This is a genomic window from Trichocoleus desertorum ATA4-8-CV12, assembly GCA_019358975.1.
Classification (GTDB): domain Bacteria; phylum Cyanobacteriota; class Cyanobacteriia; order FACHB-46; family FACHB-46; genus Trichocoleus; species Trichocoleus desertorum_A.
The window spans coordinates 421,655-445,354 of the sequence record JAHHIL010000001.1 but is presented as its reverse complement, the minus strand read 5'-3'; the positions used below and the strand labels follow the sequence as shown (position 1 = coordinate 445,354).

Annotated in this window: 22 protein-coding genes and 1 other RNA gene; 7 read left to right on the top strand and 16 right to left on the bottom strand. The window is 50.2% G+C overall.

Annotated features, from left to right (window positions below; genetic code table 11):
- The first annotated feature begins 288 nt into the window (after window positions 1-288).
- Window positions 289-2,478, top strand: a complete 2,190-nt coding sequence (locus KME12_01995) for a sensor histidine kinase (protein MBW4486539.1) — start codon at window positions 289-291, stop codon at window positions 2,476-2,478.
- A gap of 42 nt (window positions 2,479-2,520) precedes the next feature.
- Here the strand turns inward: KME12_01995 and KME12_01990 are convergent, their stop codons facing one another.
- The 10 genes from KME12_01990 to rimI form a co-directional block, all read right to left on the bottom strand.
- Window positions 2,521-3,594 (bottom strand): Gfo/Idh/MocA family oxidoreductase, encoded by a 1,074-nt coding sequence (locus KME12_01990; GenBank protein ID MBW4486538.1) that lies wholly within the window; start codon window positions 3,592-3,594, stop codon window positions 2,521-2,523.
- Between the two features lie 41 nt (window positions 3,595-3,635).
- Window positions 3,636-4,367, bottom strand: a complete 732-nt coding sequence (gene rnc / locus KME12_01985) for a ribonuclease III (GenBank protein MBW4486537.1) — start codon at window positions 4,365-4,367, stop codon at window positions 3,636-3,638.
- An 87-nt stretch (window positions 4,368-4,454) separates the two neighbouring features.
- A complete protein-coding gene (locus KME12_01980) occupies window positions 4,455-5,045 on the bottom strand; it encodes a hypothetical protein (GenBank protein ID MBW4486536.1) in 591 nt (196 codons plus the stop codon).
- A gap of 331 nt (window positions 5,046-5,376) precedes the next feature.
- Window positions 5,377-5,831: RNase P RNA component class A (gene rnpB, locus KME12_01975), an RNA gene on the bottom strand.
- Window positions 5,832-5,890: 59 nt separating this feature from the next.
- On the bottom strand, window positions 5,891-6,532 hold the full coding sequence (locus tag KME12_01970; protein ID MBW4486535.1) for a hypothetical protein: 642 nt from the start codon (window positions 6,530-6,532) through the stop codon (window positions 5,891-5,893).
- Window positions 6,533-6,535: 3 nt separating this feature from the next.
- A complete protein-coding gene (gene corA / locus KME12_01965) occupies window positions 6,536-7,735 on the bottom strand; it encodes a magnesium/cobalt transporter CorA (protein ID MBW4486534.1) in 1,200 nt (399 codons plus the stop codon).
- 157 nt (window positions 7,736-7,892) lie between these two features.
- Window positions 7,893-9,587, bottom strand: coding sequence for a chaperonin GroEL (gene groL / locus KME12_01960; GenBank protein ID MBW4486533.1), 1,695 nt, complete (start codon window positions 9,585-9,587; stop codon window positions 7,893-7,895).
- Between the two features lie 151 nt (window positions 9,588-9,738).
- Complete coding sequence (locus tag KME12_01955) at window positions 9,739-10,635, bottom strand: SDR family oxidoreductase (GenBank protein ID MBW4486532.1); 897 nt, start codon at window positions 10,633-10,635, stop codon at window positions 9,739-9,741.
- Between the two features lie 96 nt (window positions 10,636-10,731).
- Window positions 10,732-13,200, bottom strand: coding sequence for an ATP-dependent Clp protease ATP-binding subunit (locus KME12_01950; GenBank protein ID MBW4486531.1), 2,469 nt, complete (start codon window positions 13,198-13,200; stop codon window positions 10,732-10,734).
- A gap of 223 nt (window positions 13,201-13,423) precedes the next feature.
- The gene (gene rimI / locus KME12_01945) at window positions 13,424-14,032 is read right to left on the bottom strand and encodes a ribosomal protein S18-alanine N-acetyltransferase (protein ID MBW4486530.1); all 609 of its coding nucleotides are present in this window, start codon (window positions 14,030-14,032) and stop codon (window positions 13,424-13,426) included.
- A 103-nt stretch (window positions 14,033-14,135) separates the two neighbouring features.
- On the opposite strand from rimI, the gene lysA reads away from it, so the two are divergent.
- From lysA to KME12_01930, 3 genes are all read left to right on the top strand, one after another.
- Window positions 14,136-15,542 carry a diaminopimelate decarboxylase gene (gene lysA / locus KME12_01940; protein ID MBW4486529.1) on the top strand — a complete coding sequence of 469 codons (1,407 nt, stop codon included), beginning with the start codon at window positions 14,136-14,138 and terminating at the stop codon, window positions 15,540-15,542.
- A 173-nt stretch (window positions 15,543-15,715) separates the two neighbouring features.
- Window positions 15,716-16,639 (top strand): diadenylate cyclase CdaA, encoded by a 924-nt coding sequence (gene cdaA / locus KME12_01935; GenBank protein ID MBW4486528.1) that lies wholly within the window; start codon window positions 15,716-15,718, stop codon window positions 16,637-16,639.
- Complete coding sequence (locus KME12_01930) at window positions 16,636-17,385, top strand: isoprenyl transferase (protein MBW4486527.1); 750 nt, start codon at window positions 16,636-16,638, stop codon at window positions 17,383-17,385. Before cdaA ends, KME12_01930 begins: the two co-directional genes overlap by 4 nt.
- A gap of 35 nt (window positions 17,386-17,420) precedes the next feature.
- Here KME12_01930 and KME12_01925 read toward each other — a convergent pair whose 3' ends face one another.
- The 4 genes from KME12_01925 to KME12_01910 all read right to left on the bottom strand — a co-directional run bounded on the left by KME12_01925 (window position 17,421) and on the right by KME12_01910 (window position 20,710).
- Window positions 17,421-17,684: a DUF3143 domain-containing protein gene (locus tag KME12_01925; GenBank protein ID MBW4486526.1), complete on the bottom strand. Its 264-nt coding sequence runs from the start codon at window positions 17,682-17,684 to the stop codon at window positions 17,421-17,423.
- A gap of 62 nt (window positions 17,685-17,746) precedes the next feature.
- Window positions 17,747-18,346: a J domain-containing protein gene (locus tag KME12_01920; protein ID MBW4486525.1), complete on the bottom strand. Its 600-nt coding sequence runs from the start codon at window positions 18,344-18,346 to the stop codon at window positions 17,747-17,749.
- Between the two features lie 75 nt (window positions 18,347-18,421).
- On the bottom strand, window positions 18,422-19,843 hold the full coding sequence (locus KME12_01915; protein ID MBW4486524.1) for an O-antigen ligase family protein: 1,422 nt from the start codon (window positions 19,841-19,843) through the stop codon (window positions 18,422-18,424).
- Window positions 19,844-19,852: 9 nt separating this feature from the next.
- Window positions 19,853-20,710, bottom strand: a complete 858-nt coding sequence (locus tag KME12_01910) for a hypothetical protein (protein MBW4486523.1) — start codon at window positions 20,708-20,710, stop codon at window positions 19,853-19,855.
- 118 nt (window positions 20,711-20,828) lie between these two features.
- Between KME12_01910 and KME12_01905 the strand changes: the two genes are divergently transcribed.
- Window positions 20,829-20,957, top strand: coding sequence for an FAD-dependent oxidoreductase (locus tag KME12_01905; protein ID MBW4486522.1), 129 nt, complete (start codon window positions 20,829-20,831; stop codon window positions 20,955-20,957).
- A gap of 38 nt (window positions 20,958-20,995) precedes the next feature.
- A complete protein-coding gene (locus KME12_01900; protein MBW4486521.1) occupies window positions 20,996-21,367 on the top strand; it encodes a hypothetical protein in 372 nt (123 codons plus the stop codon).
- Between the two features lie 98 nt (window positions 21,368-21,465).
- Here KME12_01900 and KME12_01895 read toward each other — a convergent pair whose 3' ends face one another.
- The gene (locus KME12_01895; GenBank protein MBW4486520.1) at window positions 21,466-21,648 is read right to left on the bottom strand and encodes a hypothetical protein; all 183 of its coding nucleotides are present in this window, start codon (window positions 21,646-21,648) and stop codon (window positions 21,466-21,468) included.
- A 244-nt stretch (window positions 21,649-21,892) separates the two neighbouring features.
- Window positions 21,893-23,266 carry a CCA tRNA nucleotidyltransferase gene (locus KME12_01890; protein MBW4486519.1) on the bottom strand — a complete coding sequence of 458 codons (1,374 nt, stop codon included), beginning with the start codon at window positions 23,264-23,266 and terminating at the stop codon, window positions 21,893-21,895.
- A 116-nt stretch (window positions 23,267-23,382) separates the two neighbouring features.
- Between KME12_01890 and KME12_01885 the strand changes: the two genes are divergently transcribed.
- Window positions 23,383-23,631 (top strand): Ycf34 family protein, encoded by a 249-nt coding sequence (locus KME12_01885; protein MBW4486518.1) that lies wholly within the window; start codon window positions 23,383-23,385, stop codon window positions 23,629-23,631.
- Window positions 23,632-23,700 lie beyond the last annotated feature (69 nt).

The window sequence follows — 23,700 nt, the reverse complement described above, 5'->3', positions numbered from 1 at the left end:
TAGCTTGAGCCAAGAATTGCTAACACAGTAGCCCCCGCTTAAATCGAGTTCCTTTAGAATGGGTGATTATACCAATCACTGCTTTGTCTGACTAACGTTCTGCAACTACTTGATTGTGTTACTTCTACTCAGTTAGTCCACTGGTAGTTTCACTGGCATCATCCATTTTGTAGCATAGGTATAGATCCTTAATTTACATCTATCCTGTAAAGCACCTTTATCGCTTTTGCATCTATCCTGCAAAGCACCTTCATCGCTGGGTCTTTCACCTCAGGTTAAAGATTTCCTATGGCTAAGCTAGGTCAATCCTCTTTCCGCCGTGTTTTGCTGTCATGTATTTTGCTGCTCAGCGTCCCAGTGCTGTTATTAGGGGAAGTTGTGACCTATCGCAAAGCCCGCTCTAGTCTCCTAGAAACAGCTCGCCGCAATCTTACCGAAAGTGCTGTCAGAAAAGGGAACGACATCAAGGATTCCATTAAAGCGTTACAGGCAAACTTAATTATTGCGAGTGAAACATCAGCTCTACAGTCAAACTCCCTGGAACAGGCGCGGCGATCGCTATTGCAGTTGCAGCGCACACTTCCGACTCAGGTTCAGTGCATCCAGCTGACAGATCTCCAAATCCAGCGACTAGCAGTGAGTACCTGTGGCAACCAATTGCAGCTACTATCCGCTGCCGCACTCTCCACCTCGACCCAGTTTGACCAGCCTAGCTCTAACACTGCTCCAGGCACTTCCAATGCTGCCGCTAGTGCCTCCGGGTTGTGGCCGCGCGCTCAAAGCCAGTTAAGCTCTGATCAATCCCTAGTTTATGTCACACCTGCGAGCCAGATTGACCCAGTCAGTCATCCTCAAGGACAACTCAGCTTGGTTTTAAGTGTCCCTGTCTATAGCGCTACAGGCCAGCTCAAGTATGCTCTGAGTGTCCAAACAGCGCTCCACCAGAAAGAGAGCGATAAACCTGGTTCCCTCTCTGGTTATACCGTTGTGGTCGATCAAGACGGCACCATCCTAGCCCATCCCGATCCAGCGCGAATTGGGAGGAATATCCGCCAGGAGGCAGATTCTACCCGTTTAGTCGATATTGTGCGCAATGCGATCGTGAGTGGCAACTCGGATGTACGACACCTGTTTGGCTTTGTGGAAAACGGCACTGAGTGGTTAGCAGGGTACAGCCCGATCCAGGTTCCCTTTACCCAATCAGCAAACCATACTTGGGTCGTGCTAGCGGTCACCCGCATTGATAATGCTCTCTATGGTCTGGTTGAAATTAAGCAAATCCTGGTAGTCCTGACCTTGGGACTCGTGGCAGCCAATTTGCTAGCGACTTTATATGTAGCGAGAGAATTATCACGACCGCTAGAGGAATTAGGCAACTATGCTCTGCATATTCAGCAACGGCATACTGCTTTGGATTCTCCACAGACGGATGCAGCGATCGCTCCTGCTACGACTGCATCCAATTCCAGTACAACAGATGCCTCTTCTGAGAGTTTGAGTAGGGGCGAGAACATCAGCACCGCCTCAGTTGTCACTACAGCCTTAAGCATTAGCGATCGCGCTCCCACCGATTTTCGCATTCGCGAACTTAATCAACTAGCTAAAGCTCTGAACAGTATGGTGGAGCGGCTAGAAGAACGGGCTGAGGAGTTAGAAGCAACTTGGCGAGAAGCAGAAGCTGCCAATCGTCTCAAAAGCGAATTTTTGGCTAATACTTCCCACGAGCTACGCACTCCCCTAAACGCCATTATTGGCTGCATTCGCCTAGTCCGGGATGGCTGCTGTGACGATCGCGAAGAAGAATTTGACTTTCTACAACGGGCCGACGATGCAGCCATTCATTTGCTCGATGTGATCAACGATTTGCTAGATATTGCCAAAATTGAGGCAGGTACCCTTTCAGTCGATCTGCAACCCCTCGATTTACGCAACACTCTGCATGAGGTGATCGATCTGCAAACCGTTCCCATCCAACAAAAAGGGTTGGAGCTAGATTTCCCTCAACTCAAAGAACCTCTTGCTGTTTACGCAGACCCCGCCAAACTGAAGCAAGTGCTGCTCAATGTAGTCTGCAATGCAACTAAGTTTACAGAGGAAGGCAAGATTGCGATCGAGCTTCGAACTGAACCGACTACAGGTAGCCAAAATGGGTATCGAGGCACACGAGTGATCATTACCATCCGGGACACAGGAATTGGCATAGAACCCAATCAGCTACCCAAGCTCTTCCGCCCGTTTGTCATGGCTGATGGCACTACAACCCGACGATTTGAGGGTACAGGTCTGGGACTGGCTATTTCGCGTAACTTTATGGAACTGATGGGAGGCAATATTACCTTAGATAGCGCTGGGCCTGACCAAGGCACCACGGTCGAAATCACCTTGCCTATGATTGATGTGGCCCAACTCCCCATTCAGAACTTTAAGGAACCGAGCCATAAACTCAGCATTGCTAAAGCCGCAGATACCTTCCGCTAACGCTTGTAATCTTGGGAACTTGTGAGATTAGGAAGAAAAGCGTCAGGATAAGTTAATCGGTTGGCCTGACTGATTGAGAGACTCAGTTAGAGCATTCAGCACCCGTACCAATTCAGTCCCCACGCGGCCCGACGAAATGGGTGAAGGGGTGTTGTCGCGTACGCAGTGTAGAAAATGAGTGCAAACTTGTTGTAAAGGTTCACCAGGTTCTAGGCTTAGCACTTCATGACGCTGCTCTATCGGTGTGTAATAGATTGGCTCAGCCGTTGCTTCGTTCGATTGGCTATTGGCAGTAGGTTGCAGTTGCCCATGTTGAATCGTCAGGGAAGCCTCAGGCGATAATTCATCAAAGACTAAAGTCCCTTGAGTGCCCACCACACCCAGCCGTCGCTGCTTATCTGGATTCAGCCAACATAAATGTACTACAGCCTGAAACCCACTTGGGTAGAGCAATGTTACCCAGACTAAATCTGCCAAGCCTTGCGGAAAGTAATGGTGATCGGGCGATCGCGTTTGCAGCCAGATTTTACCTTGCGTCTGGACTTGAGCGGGGGTTTCTCCCAGCCAGGAATTAAAGATGGCAATGTCATGGATGGCTAAATCCCAAAGGGCATCGACATCGGGGCGCACAGGTCCAAGATGAGTGCGAGCTGCATAACCGTACCTCAATCCACCCAATTCACCCGATTGCACAACTGCTCGACCCCGTTGCACCGCCGGATGAAATAAGTAGGTATGGTCAACAACCAACTGCCGTTGTTGGGCGGCAGCTAAGCGACAGAGTTCTTGCGATTCAGCAACGGCTAGAGTTAGGGGTTTCTCTGCTAAGACATGGTAGCCCTGCTTTAGAGCAGTCGTAATCAGTGAATAATGGGTGGTCGCAGGAGTCGCGATCGCTAACGCCTCAATTACGGGTGGCGGAGGCAGAGCAGACCAGTCAGTAGCCAAGATCACTTGCTCGTCGAAATCAAACCGTTGCTTTAAGCTAGCCAAGCGTTCTGGGTCAGGATCGATCACAGCCACCAAGCGAGCCTGGGGATGCTCCAAGAAATTCCGCACCAGATGCACGCCCCAACGTCCAGCCCCTATGACAGCAATTCCGATCTGATTTGTCATTCCAATAATCCTTTTTCGTTAGCCCAGCGTTCAAACGCGACTTAATCCTCTTGAACAGAGGCAGGCTGCGTTAGCTGCAAAAACGCTACCTGTGCGGCGGCTTGTTCCGCAGCTTTAATAGAACGACCCATTCCTTGTCCCAGAAGTTGTCCTTGCAACCAAACTTCAGCCGTAAAGCGATGGGGATCGCCATGCGTCCAGCCAACCTCTTGCGTGCGATAAGTTGGTAGACTTTTATGCTGAGCTTGCGTCCATTCCTGCAAAGCTGCTTTGTAATTTTGACGCGCCGGATCAGTCCGAATCTCGATCGCGAATTCCTTGAAGTGAGAGTCGAGCCACGGGCGAACTAGGGCCAGAGTATGAGTACTCAAGTAGAGAGCGCCAACCAAGGCTTCCAGTGCCTCCGCTAAGCGAGATTCCTCCCCAGCCTTGTCTCCCATAGCACTACCCGCCACCAAAAGATACCGTTCTAGCCCGTAGGATTGGGCAATGCGGGCCAGAGAGCGATCGCTCACCAGCATCGACCGAATTGCCGCAAACTCGCCTACAGGACAGTCAGGATAGGTTTCAAATAGAAGTTCAGATGCCGCCAATCGAACTACGGCATCCCCGACAAATTCCAGTTGTTCGTAATTGGCAGCGGCTGAAATTGTGGGATGCGTTAGTGCTAAATCCAGCAGTGACCACTGCACAGGGGCTGTTTCAGGTAGAGCCAATTTTCGCAGAAGGCTTTGGAGCTGCTGCTGACGATGAGGATAGCCCAAGGTTGTCATTTCAAACTCAATCAATTACTGAAGCGCACTTGCTACTCCCAATTGCAGGGAGTGATCTAAGTATGTGGCTAAAGGGGTGAGACCCCCTTAGGCAGAGCAAGGCAGCTGTTGAATACTCTGATTGAAATTGTAAACGCTCAAATAGGGGCTTGTGGAGTCAGAAAAACAATAATTAGTCACAGGACTAACCAGTTCAGGATGCGATCGCGAAACGAGCGCTTGCTTGGGCAACTGCTTCCAGCTAGACGCTTGCTGTTTATGATGGGCATACCACAAACCATATTGTTGTAGTCGCACTGCATTAACTGTTTGAGGCAGCACTCCCACTAATAGCGCCAATACTTCATCGGGTAACTCAATGACTACTTGGCGGCTAAAAAACGCTTCAAATCCAGCTAGCAGCTTCTCAACTCTGACAATTGGGTCAGGATAGCTAGTAATTCTTTCTAGCCACCGCATCCATTGAATTCGCCGTCCATAAGCTTTGTAGCGCTCCCCAAAGGTTTCCACCGGAATTAATTCGGGTGAACCAATTGCAATGACAACGTTATAACCTTGCTCATCTCGGCTACCCACAGCGGCACCAGGCCCAGCGAAGTCAGCATGATAAGTTTTGCAGAGGATCAGTCCACATTTTTTTTGTTCACTCACAGCGAGGACGGGGTTGCAGTGTGGCACAGGTTTTGATCCACCTCATTAAAACTAGGGCTGATAGGTCACATGTCCGTATGGGGAGAACAGCCATGTGTCCATGCAAACATTCCTAAGCCAGAATGCCTTTATCGTAGAGCAGAGATAAATCCTTGCCTAGCAACGCAACCCAGACTTCTAGTAATCTACACAATGGCTTGGTAAATCTAAAAAATCCGTAAACTCCCAAGCCAAAGGCTTTGAGATTGAATCGTTCTAATAGCGAGGAAGCTACACAACTTCACAAAACACACAAGCTTCATCAGAAATCGATACACCTTAACTCAATCACAAGCCCAGCAGACAAGCTTTTAAGAAGCGGAAGAGTTGGACATAAGCCGGGTTCTGTTTTCCTCAGCGCCATGCACCTCAGAAGGCGGTTATCTATCTGGGACGTTTGTTACCAAACGCCTCAAGCGGTATTTGCATTGGGAACTGGAAAAAGACCAACCCTTGTTCCCGCGACCTTGCTCCCAACCGGGGTTTACCGAGCCAGCACCTCTCGATGCTGCTGGTGCGCTCTTACCGCACCCTTGCACCCTTACCTGTGATTTCTTTTATTTTTGGTGAACAAGTCCACCAAAAATAAATAGATCTCCATTGGCGGTATGTTTCTGTGGCACTTTCCTCACGGTCGCCCGCACTGGGCGTTACCCAGCAAGTCTGGTCTTTGGGGAGCCCGGACTTTCCTCAGACTGGCTTTAAGCGTGATGCCTTAGCACGCTGGCCTGATCTCTCAGGCCCACCAAGTCCGCAACCACCTACACCAACTCTTCCGTACAATTCAGTTTACCAACCAGCGGAGCCAGCAAAACCATCTTCCTGTTTTCGGGTCATGTTTTCAGGTGCTTCCAAGGGAGGGCATCTGTCCAGGGCAACCGTCTAGCGGCGAATTTACACGACAGCGAATGAAAGCGATCGCCCCCACCACCGCCAACGGGATCAAACACTCGGAGGACTAATCTCAAGGAAAATTCTTTTTTATCAGCGGCAGTCTTTAAACTTCCTAGATTCACTAAAGGGCCACCAATTTTTACGGCATCTGATTCTCGCTTCAGAGCATCTTCTGCGGTCACGGCTTCTTGGAGCGTCTTACCTGGAGCAATGACGCTAAAGACTTGGGGCTGAAATAAATCAGTCGTTAATCCTGGCATCAACCGGATCACCCGTCGCGATCGCCCACCAAAGTCTGTGAAGGAGCTATGGTCCCAATCCACATAAATAGAGTAGCGGCTAGAACGATTACTAATGATGATAGGCAGCTTTTGCAGTTCATCTGGCTTGGTATAACGCGAAGCCAAGCCAAAACCAACCCCGATAGTGTCTTGTAAATTTTGGTCTTGCAGTTGCTGCTTCAAATCATCTGACTCAAATCGCACGGTGAATCGGGCATCCAGCGATTTGATCGCCTCGTTGATCACATAGGTGACACAAATGATATAAATCGCCAAAATCAGCAGATCAAACTGATTCATTGCTTAATCATCTTTAAGCGTAGAAATATTTTCGAACCAGCCTCTTTTCCAGAAAAAGGTACAAAGGCCCGCTGTAATCGCAACCATTAAAGCTAAACAAAGCGGATACCCCCAATACCAATTCAATTCAGGCATATTCCAAGGTGATCTCTCTGTGTTGAAATTCATGCCATAAATCCCAGCCACAAAGGTCAGGGGAATAAAAATGGCTGAAATCACAGTGAGGGTTTTCATGATTTCGTTCATGCGGTTGCTGACCGAGGACAGATAGACATCCATCAAGCTAGAGGCTAGTTCTCGATAGGTTTCTACCATGTCCAGTACCTGAACTGTATGGTCATAGCAGTCCCGTAAGTAAATCTGCACATCCTGGCTAATGAGATCACTACCATCACGAATCAACATGTTGACGGCATCTCGTTGAGGCCAAATGGAGCGGCGCAAGGTCAGCAGTTCTCGCTTGATACCATGAATTTTCTCCAGGGTCTGTCGCGTAGGGTTAGAAACAACTTCGTCTTCTAATTCCTCAATTCGTTCTCCATAGGCTTCTAAAACGGGGAAGAATCCATCAATAATCGAGTCAAGCAGGGCATAAGTGAGGTAGTCAGACTTTTGCTTACGAATACTTCCTTTATTGCAACGAATCCGCTCCCGGACTGGCCCGAAGGAGTCATGCTCTGGTTCCTCTTGTACAGTCAGCAGATAATGCTTTCCTAAGATAAAGCTCACCTGCTCACTGACAAAGCTTTGCTTGTTTGCTTGCAGCGTTACCATCCGAGCCACAATCAACAGTTGGTCTTCGTACTCTTCAACTTTGGGGCGCTGCGGCACATTCACAATATCTTCTAGGACGAGCGGATGCAGATTAAATACCTGGCCTAACCGCTTTAAGATATCCTCACTTCCCAGTCCTTTCACATCTACCCAAGACACCGATTCAGTATCTAAGTAGGCTTCACAGCTTTCCGGCGTTTCAAGCTCTACCTTTGTGGCCTTGGTTTCGCTGTAGTCGATCAAAATAATCACCGAAGGCGGTGCATCGGCCTCAATTTTGAGTGTTCCTGGCATACTGCCAGGCTGGTCATAGAAGTAGTCAATATAGGACGGTTCGTCTGCTAAAGCACTTGCTTCAGACAGGTCGAGGGTGTTTTTAGGAGTTTGAGGATTGAAACCATGCAATGGCTGACTCGACTGGCTAGGCATAGGAAGTTTTGAGCAAGACGCGCACCGCCATCTTAAGCAATTCAACAGTGATTGAGTACTCTTTAAAGCTAAAAAAAGCAGCAGCTTGTGATAGCTACTGCTCTCCAATTAGTTCGGATTAGTTCAGATGGTTCAAATTAGGGTTGTGGCAGCAGGCTTACATCATGCCCATGCCACCCATGCCACCCATACCGCCCATGCCACCCATACCGCCCATGCCGCCCATGCCACCCATGCCGCCCATATCGGGAGCACCAGCCGGGGGATTCTTCTCAGGTCTCTCGACAATCACAGCTTCTGTGGTCAAGACCATGCTGGCTACAGAAGCCGCATCTAGCAACGCCGATCGCACGACTTTAGCGGGGTCAATCACTCCAGCTGCAATCATGTCCTCGAATTGCTCAGAAATGACGTTGTAGCCCATGTTGAAGTCCATGTCCCGCACTTTTTCCACGATGACAGAACCTTCAACCCCTGCGTTGTCAGCGATTTGACGCAAAGGTGCTTCCAAGGCTTTAATTACGATATCTGCCCCAATTTTCTCTTCATCATTCAACTGGGCTTTGATTTCTTCCACCTTTTTAGTCAAGTGGATTAAGGTAGCACCACCACCGGGTACTGTGCCTTCTTCCACGGCTGCTTTGGTAGCGTTCAAAGCATCTTCGATCCGCAGCTTCCGGTCTTTTAGCTCGGTTTCAGTAGCGGCCCCAACTTTGATCACAGCCACGCCACCTGCTAACTTAGCAAGGCGCTCTTGCAGCTTTTCTTTGTCATAGTCAGAGTCGGTTCTTTCTAGCTCTTGGCGAATTTGGCTGACCCGCTTTTCAATGTCAGCTTTGGTGCGATCGCTAACCTCAGCCACAATGGTGGTGTTGTCCTTGGTGATCGTTACTTTCCGAGCCGTGCCCAACATCTCTAGAGAGACGGCATCCAAGGTCAGACCGACATCTTCAGAAACCATCTGACCACCAGTTACCACGGCAATATCTTGCAACATGGCTTTGCGGCGTTCACCAAAGCTGGGGGCTTTTACAGCAGCAGCATTCAAGACACCCCGCATTTTGTTGACTACCAAGGTAGCGAGGGCTTCTCCCTCAATGTCCTCAGCAATAATCAATAGCGGCTGACCAGAGCGAGCAACTTTCTCCAGAACAGGCACTAGCTCTTGGATGGAACCAATTTTCTTGTCTGTGATCAAAATGCGGGCGTTTTCATAGTCCACCAGCATCCGTTCGCCATCGGTGACGAAGTAGGGAGAAATGTAGCCCCGGTCGAACTGCATCCCTTCTACGACTTCCAGCTCGGTAGACAGAGACTTAGATTCTTCTACGGTGATGACGCCATCTTTGCCCACCCGGTTCATGGCTTCGGCAATCATGGCTCCGACTTCTTCATCACCCCCCGAAGAAACAGTGGCGACTTGAGCGATCGCGTCTCCTTCGACTGGTTTCGCGACCGCTTTGATTTCTTCTGCTAAGCGAGCGACTACTTTTTCGATACCCCGACGGAGGCTCACCGGATTAGACCCAGCTGCCACGTTCTTTAAGCCTTCTCTAATCAGGGCTTGAGCCAGCACTGTGGCAGTAGTGGTGCCATCTCCAGCAATATCCTTGGTTTTAGAAGCCACTTCCCGAATTAGTTGGGCTCCCGTTTGCTCTAGGGGATCTTCAAGTTCAATTTCTTTCGCGATCGTGACACCGTCATTGACGATCTGAGGTGCCCCATACTTTTTCTCTAGCACCACGTTGCGGCCTTTGGGTCCTAGAGTGATCCGAACGGCATCTGCTAACGCATTCACACCTCGTTCTAACGCTCGCCGAGATTCTTCGCTGAATGCAACAATTTTTGCCATATTTCGTTCCCTACGCTTCCAACTAGAATTTAGCACTCTATCGGAATGAGTGCTAAATCGATCGCGTTCTTTGTGAGGTTAAACCAACCATTTCTCAATGAACCTACAGACTGAAGCCTGAGGTTACAGATACCAAGCCCACCTTCGCGGGCTACACTTGCAGCTCTGGATAAATAAATTGATATCCGGCGGATTTCAGTTTTTGGTTAGATACCTTGGCATTGTAGGGGCGGGCACTGGGTTGCGATTCGTCCCAATTCACAGGGGCTAGGTTGTAGCGCTGACACACCTGCTCAATCAGTTCTCGACTGGTTAGCGTCACTTCTTGCACCAGATTATAAATTCCCTGGAGTTGGTGCTCTTGGGCAAAAGCGATCGCGCCCACAATGTCATCCAGGTGAATCCAGTTACTCGGTTCTGCCCCTGTTCCTGGTCTTGTGGTGCCCGCAGCTCGCCCAAAAATTCGCTGGAGTTCTCGTCCTGGGCCATAGATGCCACCCAACCGCAAGACACACACCTTGACAGCACTTGTCGCCCCCCTAGCCCCCCAATTTTGGGGGGAACCAGAATTTTCAGGGGCAACAGATTCCTGTGAGAACGGCTGTAACTGAGCATTCAGCAATACTTGTTCAGTTTCGGCCAAAATTTCACCGTTGCGGTTAGCAGGTTTAACGGGTGAGGTTTCATCTACCCAATTGCCCTGCTGGTCACCATAAACCGCATAGCTGCCTGTATAGATAAGTTGTTGCACGCTCGGTGTTTGAGCTAGAACCTTCACTAAAGTTTTGGCTGTTTGTAGATAGGTTTCTTCGTAACTGCTAGGGCTACGCGCCCCCACACTCAGCAACACGACTTGTTGATCCGCTAAAGCCTCAGCTAGTGAGGTTTCATCATTGCCTTGGGCTAAAACGGCATGGTCTGCGATCGCTTCTAGTTCTGACAAGCGCGGCACGCTAGTTGTGGTAGCGGTAACGGTGCAACCTGCTTGTCGCCAGCATCGAGCGGTTGCCATGCCGACATATCCACAGCCAATAATTGCAACTTTCACAGATCCTCCTTGCTTCTTCCTTCAGCAAAAACAAAAAAACGGTAGAGGATTTAACGCTCTACCGCTTAACTATTAATTATTTCTCGGAACTAGAAGTTACTCAGCTGCTTGAGGCAACAACTCGCGCTTTTCACCTTTCAACACCTTCACCTGACCTTCATCCACATCCATAATGGCAGTGTCGCCATCCTGGACGCGGCCAGAGAGGATTTCCTCAGCAAGGCTGTCTTCCAACAACCGCATGATGGCTCGACGTAATGGTCGGGCACCATAGCTGGGGTTGTAGCCTTCTTCCACTAACCGATCCTTGAACCGCTCAGTGACTTCCAGCGTGATGCCTTGCTCGCCGAGACGACGGAAGACCTCGTTCAGCATGATGTCGGCGATTTCCTTGACCTCGTCCTTCGTCAGTTGACGGAAGACAATAATCTCGTCGAGACGGTTGAGGAACTCTGGGCGGAAGTACTGCTTCAGTTCTTCGTTGACCAGAGAGCGGATGCGGTTGTATTGGGAATCAGCTTGGCTCTCGGCAGAGAACTCGAAGCCAAGACCACCACCACCCTTCTCAATCACCTTGGAACCGATGTTGGAAGTCATGATCAGCAGCGTGTTCTTGAAGTCTACTGTGCGGCCCTTGGCATCGGTCAGGCGACCATCTTCCAAGATTTGCAACAGCATATTGAACACGTCGGGGTGGGCTTTCTCGATTTCATCGAAGAGCACCACGGTATAAGGCCGACGACGCACTGCTTCAGTCAACTGACCGCCTTCGTTGTAGCCAACGTAGCCCGGAGGCGAACCGATCAGCTTGGAAACGGTGTGCCGCTCCATGTATTCCGACATGTCAAGCCGGATCATGGCATCCTCGGAACCGAAGAAGTAAGCCGCCAACGACTTAGTCAACTCAGTTTTACCTACCCCAGTAGGACCAGAGAAAATAAAGCTGGCGATCGGACGGTTGGGGTTCTTCAAGCCAACCCGTGCCCGACGAATGGCACGAGACACGGCCTTAACCGCTTCATCCTGACCAATCAAGCGCCCATGCAAGGTGTCTTCCATGTGGAGCAGCTTTTCAGACTCAGATTCGGTGAGCTTATTAACAGGGACACCTGTCCAAGAAGCGACGATATGAGCAATGTCTTCTTCATCCACCATTGGAGAAGCGTCTTCATTGCCAGGTTCGGCCTTCTTGGTTTGAGCGATCGCCCGGATTTCAGTTTTGATTTCCATTTCGCGATCGCGCAACTCACCCGCCCGATCAAAGTCCTGTGCCCGCACTGCATCATCTTTCTCTTTCAGAACTTGACGAAGTTCTTTATCGAGTTCTTTAGCAGCAGGAGGTAATTGCGAGTTAAGTAAACGAACCCGAGAGCCCGCTTCATCAATCAAGTCAATTGCCTTGTCAGGCAGGAAGCGATCGGAAATGTAGCGATCCGACAGCTTAGCCGCAGCATCTAGGGCAGCATCAGAAATTTTTAGCTTATGGTGCTGTTCGTAGCGCTCACGCAAACCGCGCAGAATTTCGATGGTCTCATCCACGCTGGGTTCACCCACCATCACAGGCTGGAAGCGACGCTCTAGCGCTGCATCCCGCTCAATGTGCTTGCGGTATTCATCCAAAGTGGTGGCACCAATACATTGCAGCTCACCTCTTGCCAAGGCAGGTTTGAGGATGTTGGCTGCGTCGATCGCGCCTTCAGCCGCCCCTGCGCCAATCAAGGTGTGAACTTCGTCGATCACCAGGATGACATTTCCGGCAGAACGGATTTCATCCATGATTTTCTTCAAGCGTTCTTCAAACTCACCTCGATACTTGGTGCCTGCTACCAGCAAACCAATATCGAGCGTGACCACGCGCTTGTCTTCCAGAATGTCTGGAATATCGTTGTTAGCAATGCGCTGGGCCAAACCTTCAGCGATCGCCGTCTTACCGACCCCTGGCTCCCCAATCAAGACTGGGTTGTTTTTGGTCCGACGACCCAAGATTTGGATGACGCGCTCAATCTCTTTCTGACGACCCACAACGGGATCAAGCTTCCCTTCCGCCGCCATTTGGGTCAGGTTAGAGCCAAATTCATCCAGGGTAGGAGTCTTGGTGCGACCGCCCCCTGGCGTGGTGGAAACCTCTGCGGTTTCACCCAGCATGCGAATGACTTGAGTCCGTACCTTGGAGAGGTCAACTCCAAGATTTTCCAGCACTCTAGCTGCAACGCCTTCGCCCTCCCGAATCAGACCTAAGAGCAGGTGTTCAGTGCCAATGTAGTTGTGTCCCAACTGCCGAGCTTCTTCCAAGGACAGTTCCAAGACACGTTTGGCGCGAGGAGTGAACGGAATTTCTACAGCAACGAAGCCAGAACCTCGACCAATGATTTTCTCTACTTCAATCCGAGCGTCTTTGAGATTGACACCCATAGACTTGAGTACTTTGGCGGCGACGCCGGTCCCTTCTCCAATTAGACCCAGGAGGATCTGTTCTGTACCTACAAAGTTGTGCCCAAGGCGGCGAGCCTCTTCTTGGGCCAACATGATTACCTTAATGGCCTTCTCTGTAAAGCGTTCAAACATGGCGTGTATCCATCACCTGCTGCGTTGCCGGTACGCTGATTTTAGCATAGGGAAATTTTGCTGCTATCATCCGCAAGATAGCAGCAATACAGACAGAGCGATCCCGAATCAGGGTTGCGATCGCCTAAATTTTTGAATATCTACATCCGAGGGGAGATTTTCGACAAAAATCTACTGCAAAGTCAAGCCACAAAGCCAAGAGTTAAGCTCAAACTCCCTAACTTCAAGAGTTGCCAGATTCAGACAGGCACCAACCCGCTTGGTTCAATCGGGCTTGAACTTGGTGTTGCCAATTCGTTAGCGCTTGATCAAACTCAGGTGATTGTAGCCTACCTCGCCACAAAATCAAGGCATCTTCCCCGGTATCTTCGTAATAACGCCGCCGCCGCCCCGCTTCTCGGAAACCAAACTTCTCATAAAGTAACAATGCAGGTTGGTTAGAAGCGCGGACTTCTAAAGTGGCCCGCTCTAAGCCACGCTGCTGGGCCTTTTGCAGCAACGCATAGAGGAGTGCTTGCCCCAATCCTTGGCCTTGAAAGTCGGGATGCACCGCCAGGATAGTAATGTGAGCTTCATCCACGATCGCCCAAAAGCAGCCCAAACCGACTAGCGGAGCGGTGGGATCAACGGTAGGTATCAGTTCTACTGGCTGTCCCCCCAGTCTGTTGGGTTTAGTTGGCCTAGTTTGTAAAACTAACAATTCACTATTCGGGCTATCTAATTCTCTTTGGTAACCCTCTAAGGTCCACAAGCCCCCAAAGCACAACTGGTCGAGGGCTAAGGTGGCAGGTAGCAATTCTGGAGTTAAAGTTTTGAGATCCAGGAAATTCACAAGAAGTCTGGGTTGAAAGCTCTGGATGCACAGCCCTCAATTGTACACTGAGAGACAGGACGCACTCATGCCTGTCAACTAAGCCAAGGACAACTACTAAGCAATGGTATCGACTTACTCTGTGGAGGTTCAGAACTCTGGCCGTCAGTATTTACCTGCCCCTGGAGATGCTGCGGCTACCCGATCCCCCAACCAATTTCTTCTGCCCCTCACGGCTCAAGTCAACGAGCAAGATCACCTGGAAATTGGGGGTTGTGATGTTACAAACTTGGTGCAGCAATTTGGCTCGCCACTTTACATCGTGGACGAAGAAACGCTGCGGGCAACTTGCCGTCAATACCGCGAGGCTTTTAAGCAATACTACCCTGGTGAGTCTCAGGTTCTTTATGCCTCCAAAGCTTGGAGTTGTCTAGCTATCTGCGCGATCGCGGCCAGCGAAGGATTGGGCATTGATGTGGTTTCTGGCGGTGAGCTGTACACAGCGCTGCAAGCAGGAGTCAGCCCTGACAAAATTTATTTTCATGGCAACAACAAATCCGTGGCAGAACTAGAGTTTGCCGTGGATTCCGGCTGCAACATTGTGGTTGATAACTGGCTAGAGTTGCAAACCCTCGCAGGCATGCCTGCTAGAGAAACACCCATCCGCATTTTGTTGCGCTTGACCCCTGGAATCGAGTGCCACACTCACGAATACATTCGCACTGGACATCTAGACAGCAAGTTCGGCTTTGATCCTAACCAACTGGATGAAGTATTCACCTTTGTCAGCCAGCAACCCACCCTAAATTGTGCTGGTTTGCATGCTCATATTGGCTCCCAAATTTTTGAACTGCAACCTCACCAAGATTTAGCAGGGGTGATGGTGCAATGGCTGAGCAAAGCCGCAGGTTACGGTCTCTCCATTCAAGAACTCAATATTGGGGGTGGTTTAGGCATTCGCTACACCGAATCGGATGATCCCCCCAGCATCAGTGCCTGGGTAAAAGTGATTAGTGAGGCGATCGCGGCGGCTTGCCAAGCGCAAAATATCGCTCTACCCAAATTGCTTTCCGAACCAGGGCGATCGCTCGTTGGCCCAACCTGCGTCACCGCTTACACAATGGGTAGCCAAAAGACTGTGCCCGATATTCGCACCTATGTCACCGTAGATGGTGGCATGTCTGACAACCCCCGCCCCATTACGTACCAATCGGTTTACCGAGCTGTGGTTGCGAACAAAATGTCAGCAGCGATGTCTGAGACAGTGGCGATCGCAGGGAAGCACTGCGAATCAGGCGATATCTTGATCAAGGAAGCCCGCCTTCCCCAAACAGAACCCGGTGACACTCTCGTCGTAATGGGCACAGGAGCCTACAATTACAGCATGGCTTCTAACTACAATCGGTTGCCCCGTCCGGCAGCAGTTTTAGTGAGAGCTGGAGAAGCCAACCTGATCCTGCAGCGGGAAACTTACCAAGATTTAATTCGACAGGATCGCCTACCAGAGCGCCTAGGCGGATTGACGGCCTAACCCCGCAAACCTGATTGGGAGCTAGCTTGTTGGCTAGTTCTTCCACTCTCAGGAGACCACGCAGTGAGTTACACAAGGCTCAACCGAGATATTCTTGACTGGCAACTGGGAGGCTAGAAGACTGCAAGCCTCTCAGTTCTCCACGTTGAGGCACAAGCGTCATTCAGGTTCTGATGGGACAATTGTGGAAGCGATGGCTGGCTGATCCAAGTTGGACTCAGTCTTTGCTGCTTCAAATTATTGATATTGGATTAGTACTCGTCCTGACGTATATGGTGCTCATCATTATTGGCGAGCGCCGGACACTCTGGATGGTACGGGGATTCATTATCCTCATGCTAGCCGCAGCCGTCAGTGCCAACTTGAAGCTCAAGCTCTTGAGTTTCGTTTTAAACAGTTTGGTGATTGGCTCTGCTGTCTCGATGGCATTTATTCTGCAAGCAGAATTTCGCCGTCTCCTCGAACAGTTGGGGCGGGGTGAAATTCTGCAATTATTTCAGCCCTCACGTCGGGCCATTCCCAAACCTGACAACGTGATTGATGAAATTGTGGATGCTGTGAAGGAGCTGTCTCAGAGCCGTATTGGTGCCTTACTGATTCTAGAAACCAGCGGCCCCATCGATGAGCGTGATTTCTCAGTACCAGGGGTGAGGCTGAACGCCGAAGTCTCGAAAGAACTGATCCAAACTCTATTTCAACCCACCACCCTGCTCCACGATGGTGCCGTTTTAATCCGAGCCTCTCGCATCGTCGCAGCGGGTGTCATTTTGCCAATTTCTGAACGCACTGCTTCCCGGCAGTTGGGGACACGCCACCGAGCTGCAATGGGGATCACAGAGCGGATCGAAAATTGTATGTGTATTGTTGTATCTGAAGAAACAGGTTCAATTTCGTTAGCGGAACGGGGAACACTGAATCGGCCTCTGACCAGCAGTAAACTGAAAGAATTATTAGAAGCGAGCTTCTCTCCCTCAGTTGATCGTGAAGCAGTCGCCTCAGATTTACGCAACTTTGGTCGCCAAATCAGGTCTCAAGGATTGGCCATCATTTCACGTTTATTTCGTCTGCCCTCGTCGGCTCCTCGGGAGAAAAAATGACTGCAAAGCCAACCATCTTACAAGATCTGCCCACTGATCTAGAGCGAGAGCGGCTACCTAAGCATGTCGCTGTGATTATGGATGGTAATGGTCGCTGGGCCAAGCGCCAGGGCCTACCGCGCATTATGGGGCACCGCCGAGGAGTTGACGCGCTGAAGGATCTGCTGCGCTGCTGTCGAGATTGGGGGGTGCAAGGTCTCACAGCTTATGCCTTTTCTACCGAGAATTGGGGACGCCCGTTCGAGGAAGTTGACTTCTTAATGACGCTGTTTGAGCGGGTGCTGCGGCAAGAACTCCGCGAAATGATGGAAGAAAACGTGCGGATTACCTTTGTGGGTAATTTGGACGCTCTGCCGCAGTCTTTGCGCACCGAAATTGAGCGCTCTATGACTGAAACCCTGCATAATTCGGGAATTCACTTTACAGTCGCCACTAATTACGGAGGGCGGCAGGAAATTGTGCAAGCTTGTCGGGCGATCGCCACTCAAGTCCAGCAGGGACACTTGCAACCAGAAGATATTGATGAGGCGGTGTTTGAGCGCCACCTTTATACGGCAGGAGTCGGTGATCCTGACTTGCTGATTCGAACCAGCGGCGAGATGAGGTTGAGCAATTTTCTGCTCTGGCAAATGGCGTACTCTGAGCTTTACGTGACAGAGACACTCTGGCCTGACTTCGATCGCGCCGAGTTTCACCAAGCTTTATGTGCCTACCAGCAACGACATCGCCGCTTTGGTAAGGTCTAAATTGCTAGCCTCAATCAACCGGAGTTTTGATCTCCCTAGGGCCCAGAGAAAACAGCATCTTCAATATCTTGCCGACTGAGCAAATATTTGAAGGAGCGCTGAATCTCTTCTCCTTCGGTCAAGTAGCGCACTGTCAGTTGGTCTACGTCTAAACACAACTCCGCTTTCCAAGCAGGTCTTGCTAGACGCCAGCAGTGGAGTTCTGCGGGGTCTTGTTTGCAACCCTGTTCAGTCAGCCAAGTCTCAATATCGGGTAGGGAGTGGTTATAAAGAGGAGTGTCACTAGAGGGAAGAGGCATAAATCTCAAAGATTGCGTAAACCAAAAGTTTGCACTGAGAGTAGCTTAAAAATCAGCCATCACTATACAGGGGGAATCAGCTTAGGTTTAGAGACAAAATCTGCTGCGGATTCTTGATTGGTGTCAGAATCTAAAACCTTAGCAGATGGGGCAACCTGTTGTGATCTAACCACCTCAACTCGCTCAATGGGAGCGGTCTGGGTCTGTAATTTCAAGGGTTGAAAGGCAGCATCTCCTCTGGTTAAACCAATCGCGATCGCCAACACTAAACAAGCCACAAATGTGACGCCCAAAATAAACAAGGCAAAGATTTCTCCAGGGGATAGGGGCCGATCTGTGGGGTCCAAATAGGCAGAGGAGGAATAACGCCGAGATTGGGAGACGGGGCCGTTGAGATCAGCAGGGGCTTGCATCACATGCAAACGCGAATAGCCGATTTTGCGATCGTAAGCGAGACGACGCTCCGGATTACTGACGACAGCGTAGGCTTCATTGAGTTGCTGGAATTTCGCAGTCGCGATCGCGGGAGGCAGGGTCGTGGTATCGGGATGAAGCACCTTACTGAGTTCTCGATAGGCGCGACGGATCTGTTGGGGAGATGCCGAAGGATGTAGCCCTAGCAGAGCATAGTAGTTTGGAGCCGCAGACTTAAGAGGGGGCACTCCTGAATTAGCTTGATGTGGCGTTGCTCCGTCTTGAGTCACGCGAGTTCCTACTTTACCTAGCTTTTGATTATTTTAACCAGGTTCCTCGCTAAAATTCTTAGATCCCGATTGCTGCCGCTCTACCAAGCCACAAATTGCAGCTAATAGCAACCAGCCAAGAACGTTGATGCGGATATCAAACAAAGTCACATCAAATAAGTTGAATAAGCTACAACCTAAAAATGCCACTAGGTAGGTGAATAAGATCAAGCGATCGCTTTCTTGTAAAGGTTCTGAGGCAGGAGTCCAAGACTGCAATAACCGGACGCCACGATAGACTATCCAGCCCACCAGACCTACGAATAGCAATGTGGCGGGTAATCCTGTCTCTGCGATCAACATCAACGGCAAGTTGTGAGGATGCCCCATAAAAACTTGCCACTTGGCTTGATACAGCGGCGTAAAGTTGCGTAAGCCCCAACCCGTGAGAGGACGCTGCTCAGCTAAAGACCAAGCAAATTGCCACTGAGTCGCGCGGAGGGTAGCTACGGGGCGATTGGGATATGACTCATCGGATAACCTCGCCCAAAAAAATGCTGGAACGATCAGCCTGAGTGGAGCTTTCACAATTGCAGGGCCAAACGCCGCTCCAGCGATACCTGCTCCCACCGCTCCAACCGCAATCACCAGCCAGCGCCAACCAAGATATAAAGCGTAGGTTAGGCAAGCCAAGCCCGCTACAACCCAAGCATTGCGAGAGTTTGTCAGGAGAAGTGCGATCGCATTCCCCAGCACTACCACAGTTAAAAACCACCAACGCCACCATGTTTGAGTTGAGGCCCTAGGAGAAGTGGGTAGAGCGTTAAGAGCAAGCTTAGAATCAGAAGATGTTTCTACCGCTATCCCTTCTACACCCTGATGCAACGGGCTGCGGCGACCTGAAAACGCTTCCATCCAGAGGCCCAGCCCCAAAATAAATACAATTACCAGGTAATTAGCCAGGACGTTGGCATAGGTAAAGATCGAAGACATCCGACCTAATGGATTGCCACCTCGTTCTAGGGCTAGATCAACCACAATTCCCAGCAGGCGTAGATGCCCTGCCCAACCCCAAAACTGCTGCCCCAGGCCAATGATGACTACAGGCACCGAGGTCAAAACTAGGAGCCAAGCCAGTTGCCGTAGCTGAGCAGGAGTTTGAATCAGCACACTCAGGGCGGCAAACAAAAAGAATAGCGGCAGAAAGTTAGCTAAGCCCAAAAGTGCAGCGGTGCGATCGTAGGCTAGAAAAGCTGACACCAGAAACCACAGGCTCAGAATTGCCAAGCCTTGATTAAACCGACGCCGCTTAATCCAGGCAGCTCGTTTAACCCAAGTGGCGATCGCCGCCCCCAACAAGCTCAGACCACCCACTAAAGGGCTGAATGGAAACAGGAACAAACCAATTTGAACCCAAACCCAAGGCGTTTGCAGAGACCGTTGGGGATGTGACTGCAACTGAAAAAACCTGTTCAAAATCGCTCCCTACACTGGTTCCCAAGCAGCTTCGAGACAATCTGCACGAGTCAGGCGAATTTGTGCCAAAGCAAACACCGTGGGAATGACTCGGCCATAGTTAGTCGCGATCGCCCGCCAGCCTAAATCCGCAAAAAACAACGCCCACATGGCTGGTCCCACAAAAGCTAAAATACTGCGAGTCACGCCATAGCGAGCTGTACTGAGAGCCATGCCACGTTTTGCGGTTTGTAGTGCCACATAACCCTGAAACTGAGTTGCTGCTACCGCTCCACCCTGAGCGATCGCTTGCTTGGCTACTTGGTAAGTTGCAAAGTGGTAGGCAAACTGTCGCGCGATCAATTGCAGGAGCATCGGACGCACAATCGAGCTCATTGCTAAAGCGCTACCTCCCTTAACCAACAATCCCATTGGATCTTGCTGCACCGCTAGAGGTAACTGCTCCCGAATGTCCGAGCAAGCCAGCGATTGTTGCACCCGCAGAGTTAGAGCCCCTTTTTCTTTAGTTGATAGTTGTTTCCAAGCACGACCTAGCAAATTGAGAAAGATTTCTGCTTCCAGGTCAGTGGTCGAAAATTCTTGGGAGTAATGAATTTTCAAATAGCGGCAGACTTGAATTAAGCACTGACGATAGGTAACGCGATCGGCTTGCCCTTGCAAAACTGTGATGCCATCTGCGGCTAAAAACCGAAAGCGTTGCTCTAAGGCATCTAGCCAAGCTTTTCGCCCTTGGCTTTGCACATCCACTGGGTCGGGGGTGTACAGGTAATCGATTGGGTTAAACTTACGGCGAAACAAAATTTCAGTTAGCTCCCCCAATTCTTCTTCGGTTGCTAACTCTAAGGCTGCTCTTAGCTCGTCCGCCATAAATCCCTCCACAACTGCACGATTAACCCCGCTGTCCCATATTCTACTCTTAGCGATCGGCTGTGCGCTGTGGCTTTGTTCGCTGTTAGCCCGATGCAGTATTGGAGACCCAACATTCGTGTTCGATGTGGCTGTGATTGGAGCTGGCATTGCAGGGATTAGTTGCGCTCAGCAGTTGCGGCAGTTGGGCTATCGTGTTGTTGTAGTAGCTGCCCTAAGAACCCAATTCTCGATTGGATCAGCCTAGAGAATAGCAAAAGCCCAGAACAGCCGCCACCTACTTTTGTGTTCCAAAGCAATGCTAGCTTTGCCCAGAAAAACCTAGAAACTTCTGATTTACCAGCGATAGGGCGTCAACTCTTAGACTACACGGCTCAAATGTTTTGGCCCTGGCTCGACGCCCCCGACTGGTTACAAGTTCACCGTTGGAGTTATGCGCTTCCTGATCAGTTTTGGCCAGCACCTTGTTTGATTGCTCCAACCACTCCACCACTCGTTTGCAGTGGCGATTGGTGTGGGGGGATGCAAATCGAGAGTGCCTTGGACTCTGGGCTGGCAGCAGCAGCCGAAATTAATCGTCAGCTTCGGAATCTACCCCTGCCAGAAACCAGTTTTTGGCATACCATTTCCAGCCGCTCTGTCGATTTCACAGGCTGAAGCAACATTCAGCCATGACCCGGAATGTCTTGCCACCAGCCACTCATGCCTAGGCTGTCAGCAATCTTGACTGCATCGCAATGGGAAACCCTGGGAGACTAGTCTGTAGCTTCAGCGCCGTCTCTTGCGCCCTCTTGATCGGTTTCAGTTTCTTCAGCCCGGTTGTCATTACCGTAGCGTCTCTTGCCAAAACGGCCCTTGTTAGTGCGCTTACGGAATTTGCGAGCGTAAGCTTCGTTACGGAGAGCTTTTTCTTTTTTTAAGTTGCGGCGTTTAGCCATGTTTACCTCGTTGAATCTATCTGCCACGCGAAAAGCGATCGCTTTCCCAAATTTTTAAGAGAAGCGATCTCAAACAAGCGATCTAAAAACCAGAACGCCTAGAAAAATTGGTCAGATGTTTACTCTAACCTAATCTGTGACTCTCGCCCAAGCAGCTCTGCCTTAAATTTAGCTGGATTGCTGCTGGATTGCGGTTAACAGAGCTGTTGGCAAAAAGTACCCAAGCTTTCAAAGCCAAGCACTGTTACAGTTTGGCAATTTTGGCAGCCCATTCTAGTGCATCGGTGGGAGTGGTGATCCATCCCTCAGCCCTCGCCAATTGAATTTCAGCTAGAAGTTGCCCAATTTGAGGGCCAGCAGCTAATTTCAGGCGTGTCATCAGGTCTTGACCGCTGACGAGAGGCACAGGATGCGCCACCGGATCATCAGGGGTTAGAAAACGCTCGATCAGCGCTGACAGCACTGATATCGGCACACCTGCGGCTAAAGCTCGCACCATCAGGGCTGGAAATACCGGACCCACTGATTGAAACAGAAAATACTGCTCTCGACAAGACAAACCTGTCATCGGTCTGACAGCTTGCAACTGAGGCAAAAACTTGAGGATTGTTAATGCAGCTTGAATCTCAGCTCGACTGTATTTCAAGTTCAATAACTCTAACTCAGCCTGCGCTAGGTCTGGAGATAACAAACTAGCCAACTTGGCCACCGTAATCCAGGTGCGATGATCACCTGCGAGTTTGGCTTTAGCAACTCCAGCCTCAGCACTACAGTTGCTGGTAGCAGACTTGTTTCCTGTAGTGCCAGATGAGTTTTTACCGCCTTTACGGCTAGCTTTGGTTGTGTGCCGTAGCGAAGCATAAAGTTCAGCCTTAAAACTTGGACAAGCTGCTACCAAACTGAACACCGACTGATCAATCGCAGCGACTTGAGCCAAACTTTGGGCCGTGGCGTAGGGAAACCAAGCTCGCAGCAGCCCATCTTGCCAAGCGGCAGTCAACCACGGAGTTCCTTGAGCGCTGCCAAACAAATAGTTAAGTTCTGACTGGATACGTTCGGCAGCGACTTGGCTTAAATAAGGAGAAAACTGGCGAATCACAGCCCGCGTCTCCGCATCGAGAGTAAAGCTCAATTGGGCTGCTTGGCGATAAGCCCGCAACAGACGTAAGGGGTCTTCCCGTAAGTTTTCGGAAGCCACCATACGAATTGAGCTTTGTTTCAAGTCCACAAAGCCTTGTAATGGATCGATCAACTCTTCCGTATGTGGGTTGTAAGCGATCGCATTCACTGTGAAGTCCCGCCGCTGTAGGTCGATTTCTAGGCTAGACCCCATTTGCTGAGCAAAATCTGCTGTGGCTTGCTCAAACACTACCCGCGCAATTTGGCGCTCCGAATCTAATAAAACAAAGCCTGCCTTATGGTGGTGAGCGATCGCCTGAGCCGTTTCCACTGCCTTTTCGGGCATGACAAAGTCGAGGTCTAGGTAGTCGGCATGGCGACCGAGCAGCGCGTCACGGACGATACCCCCCACCAAATAAGCAGGCTGTGGCAACCACTGCAAACCAAAAGGCCAAGTTTGGGGCGATAAAACAGATAAAGAAATTGAAGAAGCGTGCATGGAAACAAAAATCAATCGAGCGGCTAGCCAAGAATTGACTCGCCTAAGCTAGAGTAACAGAAAGACATGCGGGGTCTGGTAAACCCACCTTGTCAACCTACGGAGAGGTTCTGATCATGTGCATTTGTGTGAACTGCCACTACGTAGATCGCTGCACTACTTATCATGCAGTCGAAGGGCAGCATCAACAGCCTCACCTGACAAATACACCAGATTTTGAAGCGGTTGAACCAACTATCAATGTAAATATCCGTTCATCAGAGGATGAAATCCAGATGGAATGGGATGTGGTTGGCTGTCAAAGCTTTAAGCAAGAAACAGGCAAGTGGGCTAAATTGCGCCCCGGTGAGTTAGTCCCAACTTAACTTGGCAGCTTAAATTTTGCGCTCAGTTTAATTTTTTGCTAACGCAAAAGCTCATTCAGCTACTAGGAA

Coding starts and splice junctions, on each gene's coding strand:
- KME12_01995 (MBW4486539.1), top strand. CDS start 289: ATGGCTAAGCTAGGTCAATCCTCTTTCCGCCGTGTTTTGCTGTCATGT.
- KME12_01990 (MBW4486538.1), bottom strand. CDS start 3,594: ATGACAAATCAGATCGGAATTGCTGTCATAGGGGCTGGACGTTGGGGC.
- rnc (MBW4486537.1), bottom strand. CDS start 4,367: ATGACAACCTTGGGCTATCCTCATCGTCAGCAGCAGCTCCAAAGCCTT.
- KME12_01970 (MBW4486535.1), bottom strand. CDS start 6,532: ATGAATCAGTTTGATCTGCTGATTTTGGCGATTTATATCATTTGTGTC.
- corA (MBW4486534.1), bottom strand. CDS start 7,735: ATGCCTAGCCAGTCGAGTCAGCCATTGCATGGTTTCAATCCTCAAACT.
- groL (MBW4486533.1), bottom strand. CDS start 9,587: ATGGCAAAAATTGTTGCATTCAGCGAAGAATCTCGGCGAGCGTTAGAA.
- KME12_01950 (MBW4486531.1), bottom strand. CDS start 13,200: ATGTTTGAACGCTTTACAGAGAAGGCCATTAAGGTAATCATGTTGGCC.
- lysA (MBW4486529.1), top strand. CDS start 14,136: ATGGTATCGACTTACTCTGTGGAGGTTCAGAACTCTGGCCGTCAGTAT.
- cdaA (MBW4486528.1), top strand. CDS start 15,716: ATGGGACAATTGTGGAAGCGATGGCTGGCTGATCCAAGTTGGACTCAG.
- KME12_01930 (MBW4486527.1), top strand. CDS start 16,636: ATGACTGCAAAGCCAACCATCTTACAAGATCTGCCCACTGATCTAGAG.
- KME12_01925 (MBW4486526.1), bottom strand. CDS start 17,684: ATGCCTCTTCCCTCTAGTGACACTCCTCTTTATAACCACTCCCTACCC.
- KME12_01910 (MBW4486523.1), bottom strand. CDS start 20,710: ATGGCGGACGAGCTAAGAGCAGCCTTAGAGTTAGCAACCGAAGAAGAA.
- KME12_01895 (MBW4486520.1), bottom strand. CDS start 21,648: ATGGCTAAACGCCGCAACTTAAAAAAAGAAAAAGCTCTCCGTAACGAA.
- KME12_01890 (MBW4486519.1), bottom strand. CDS start 23,266: ATGCACGCTTCTTCAATTTCTTTATCTGTTTTATCGCCCCAAACTTGG.
- KME12_01885 (MBW4486518.1), top strand. CDS start 23,383: ATGTGCATTTGTGTGAACTGCCACTACGTAGATCGCTGCACTACTTAT.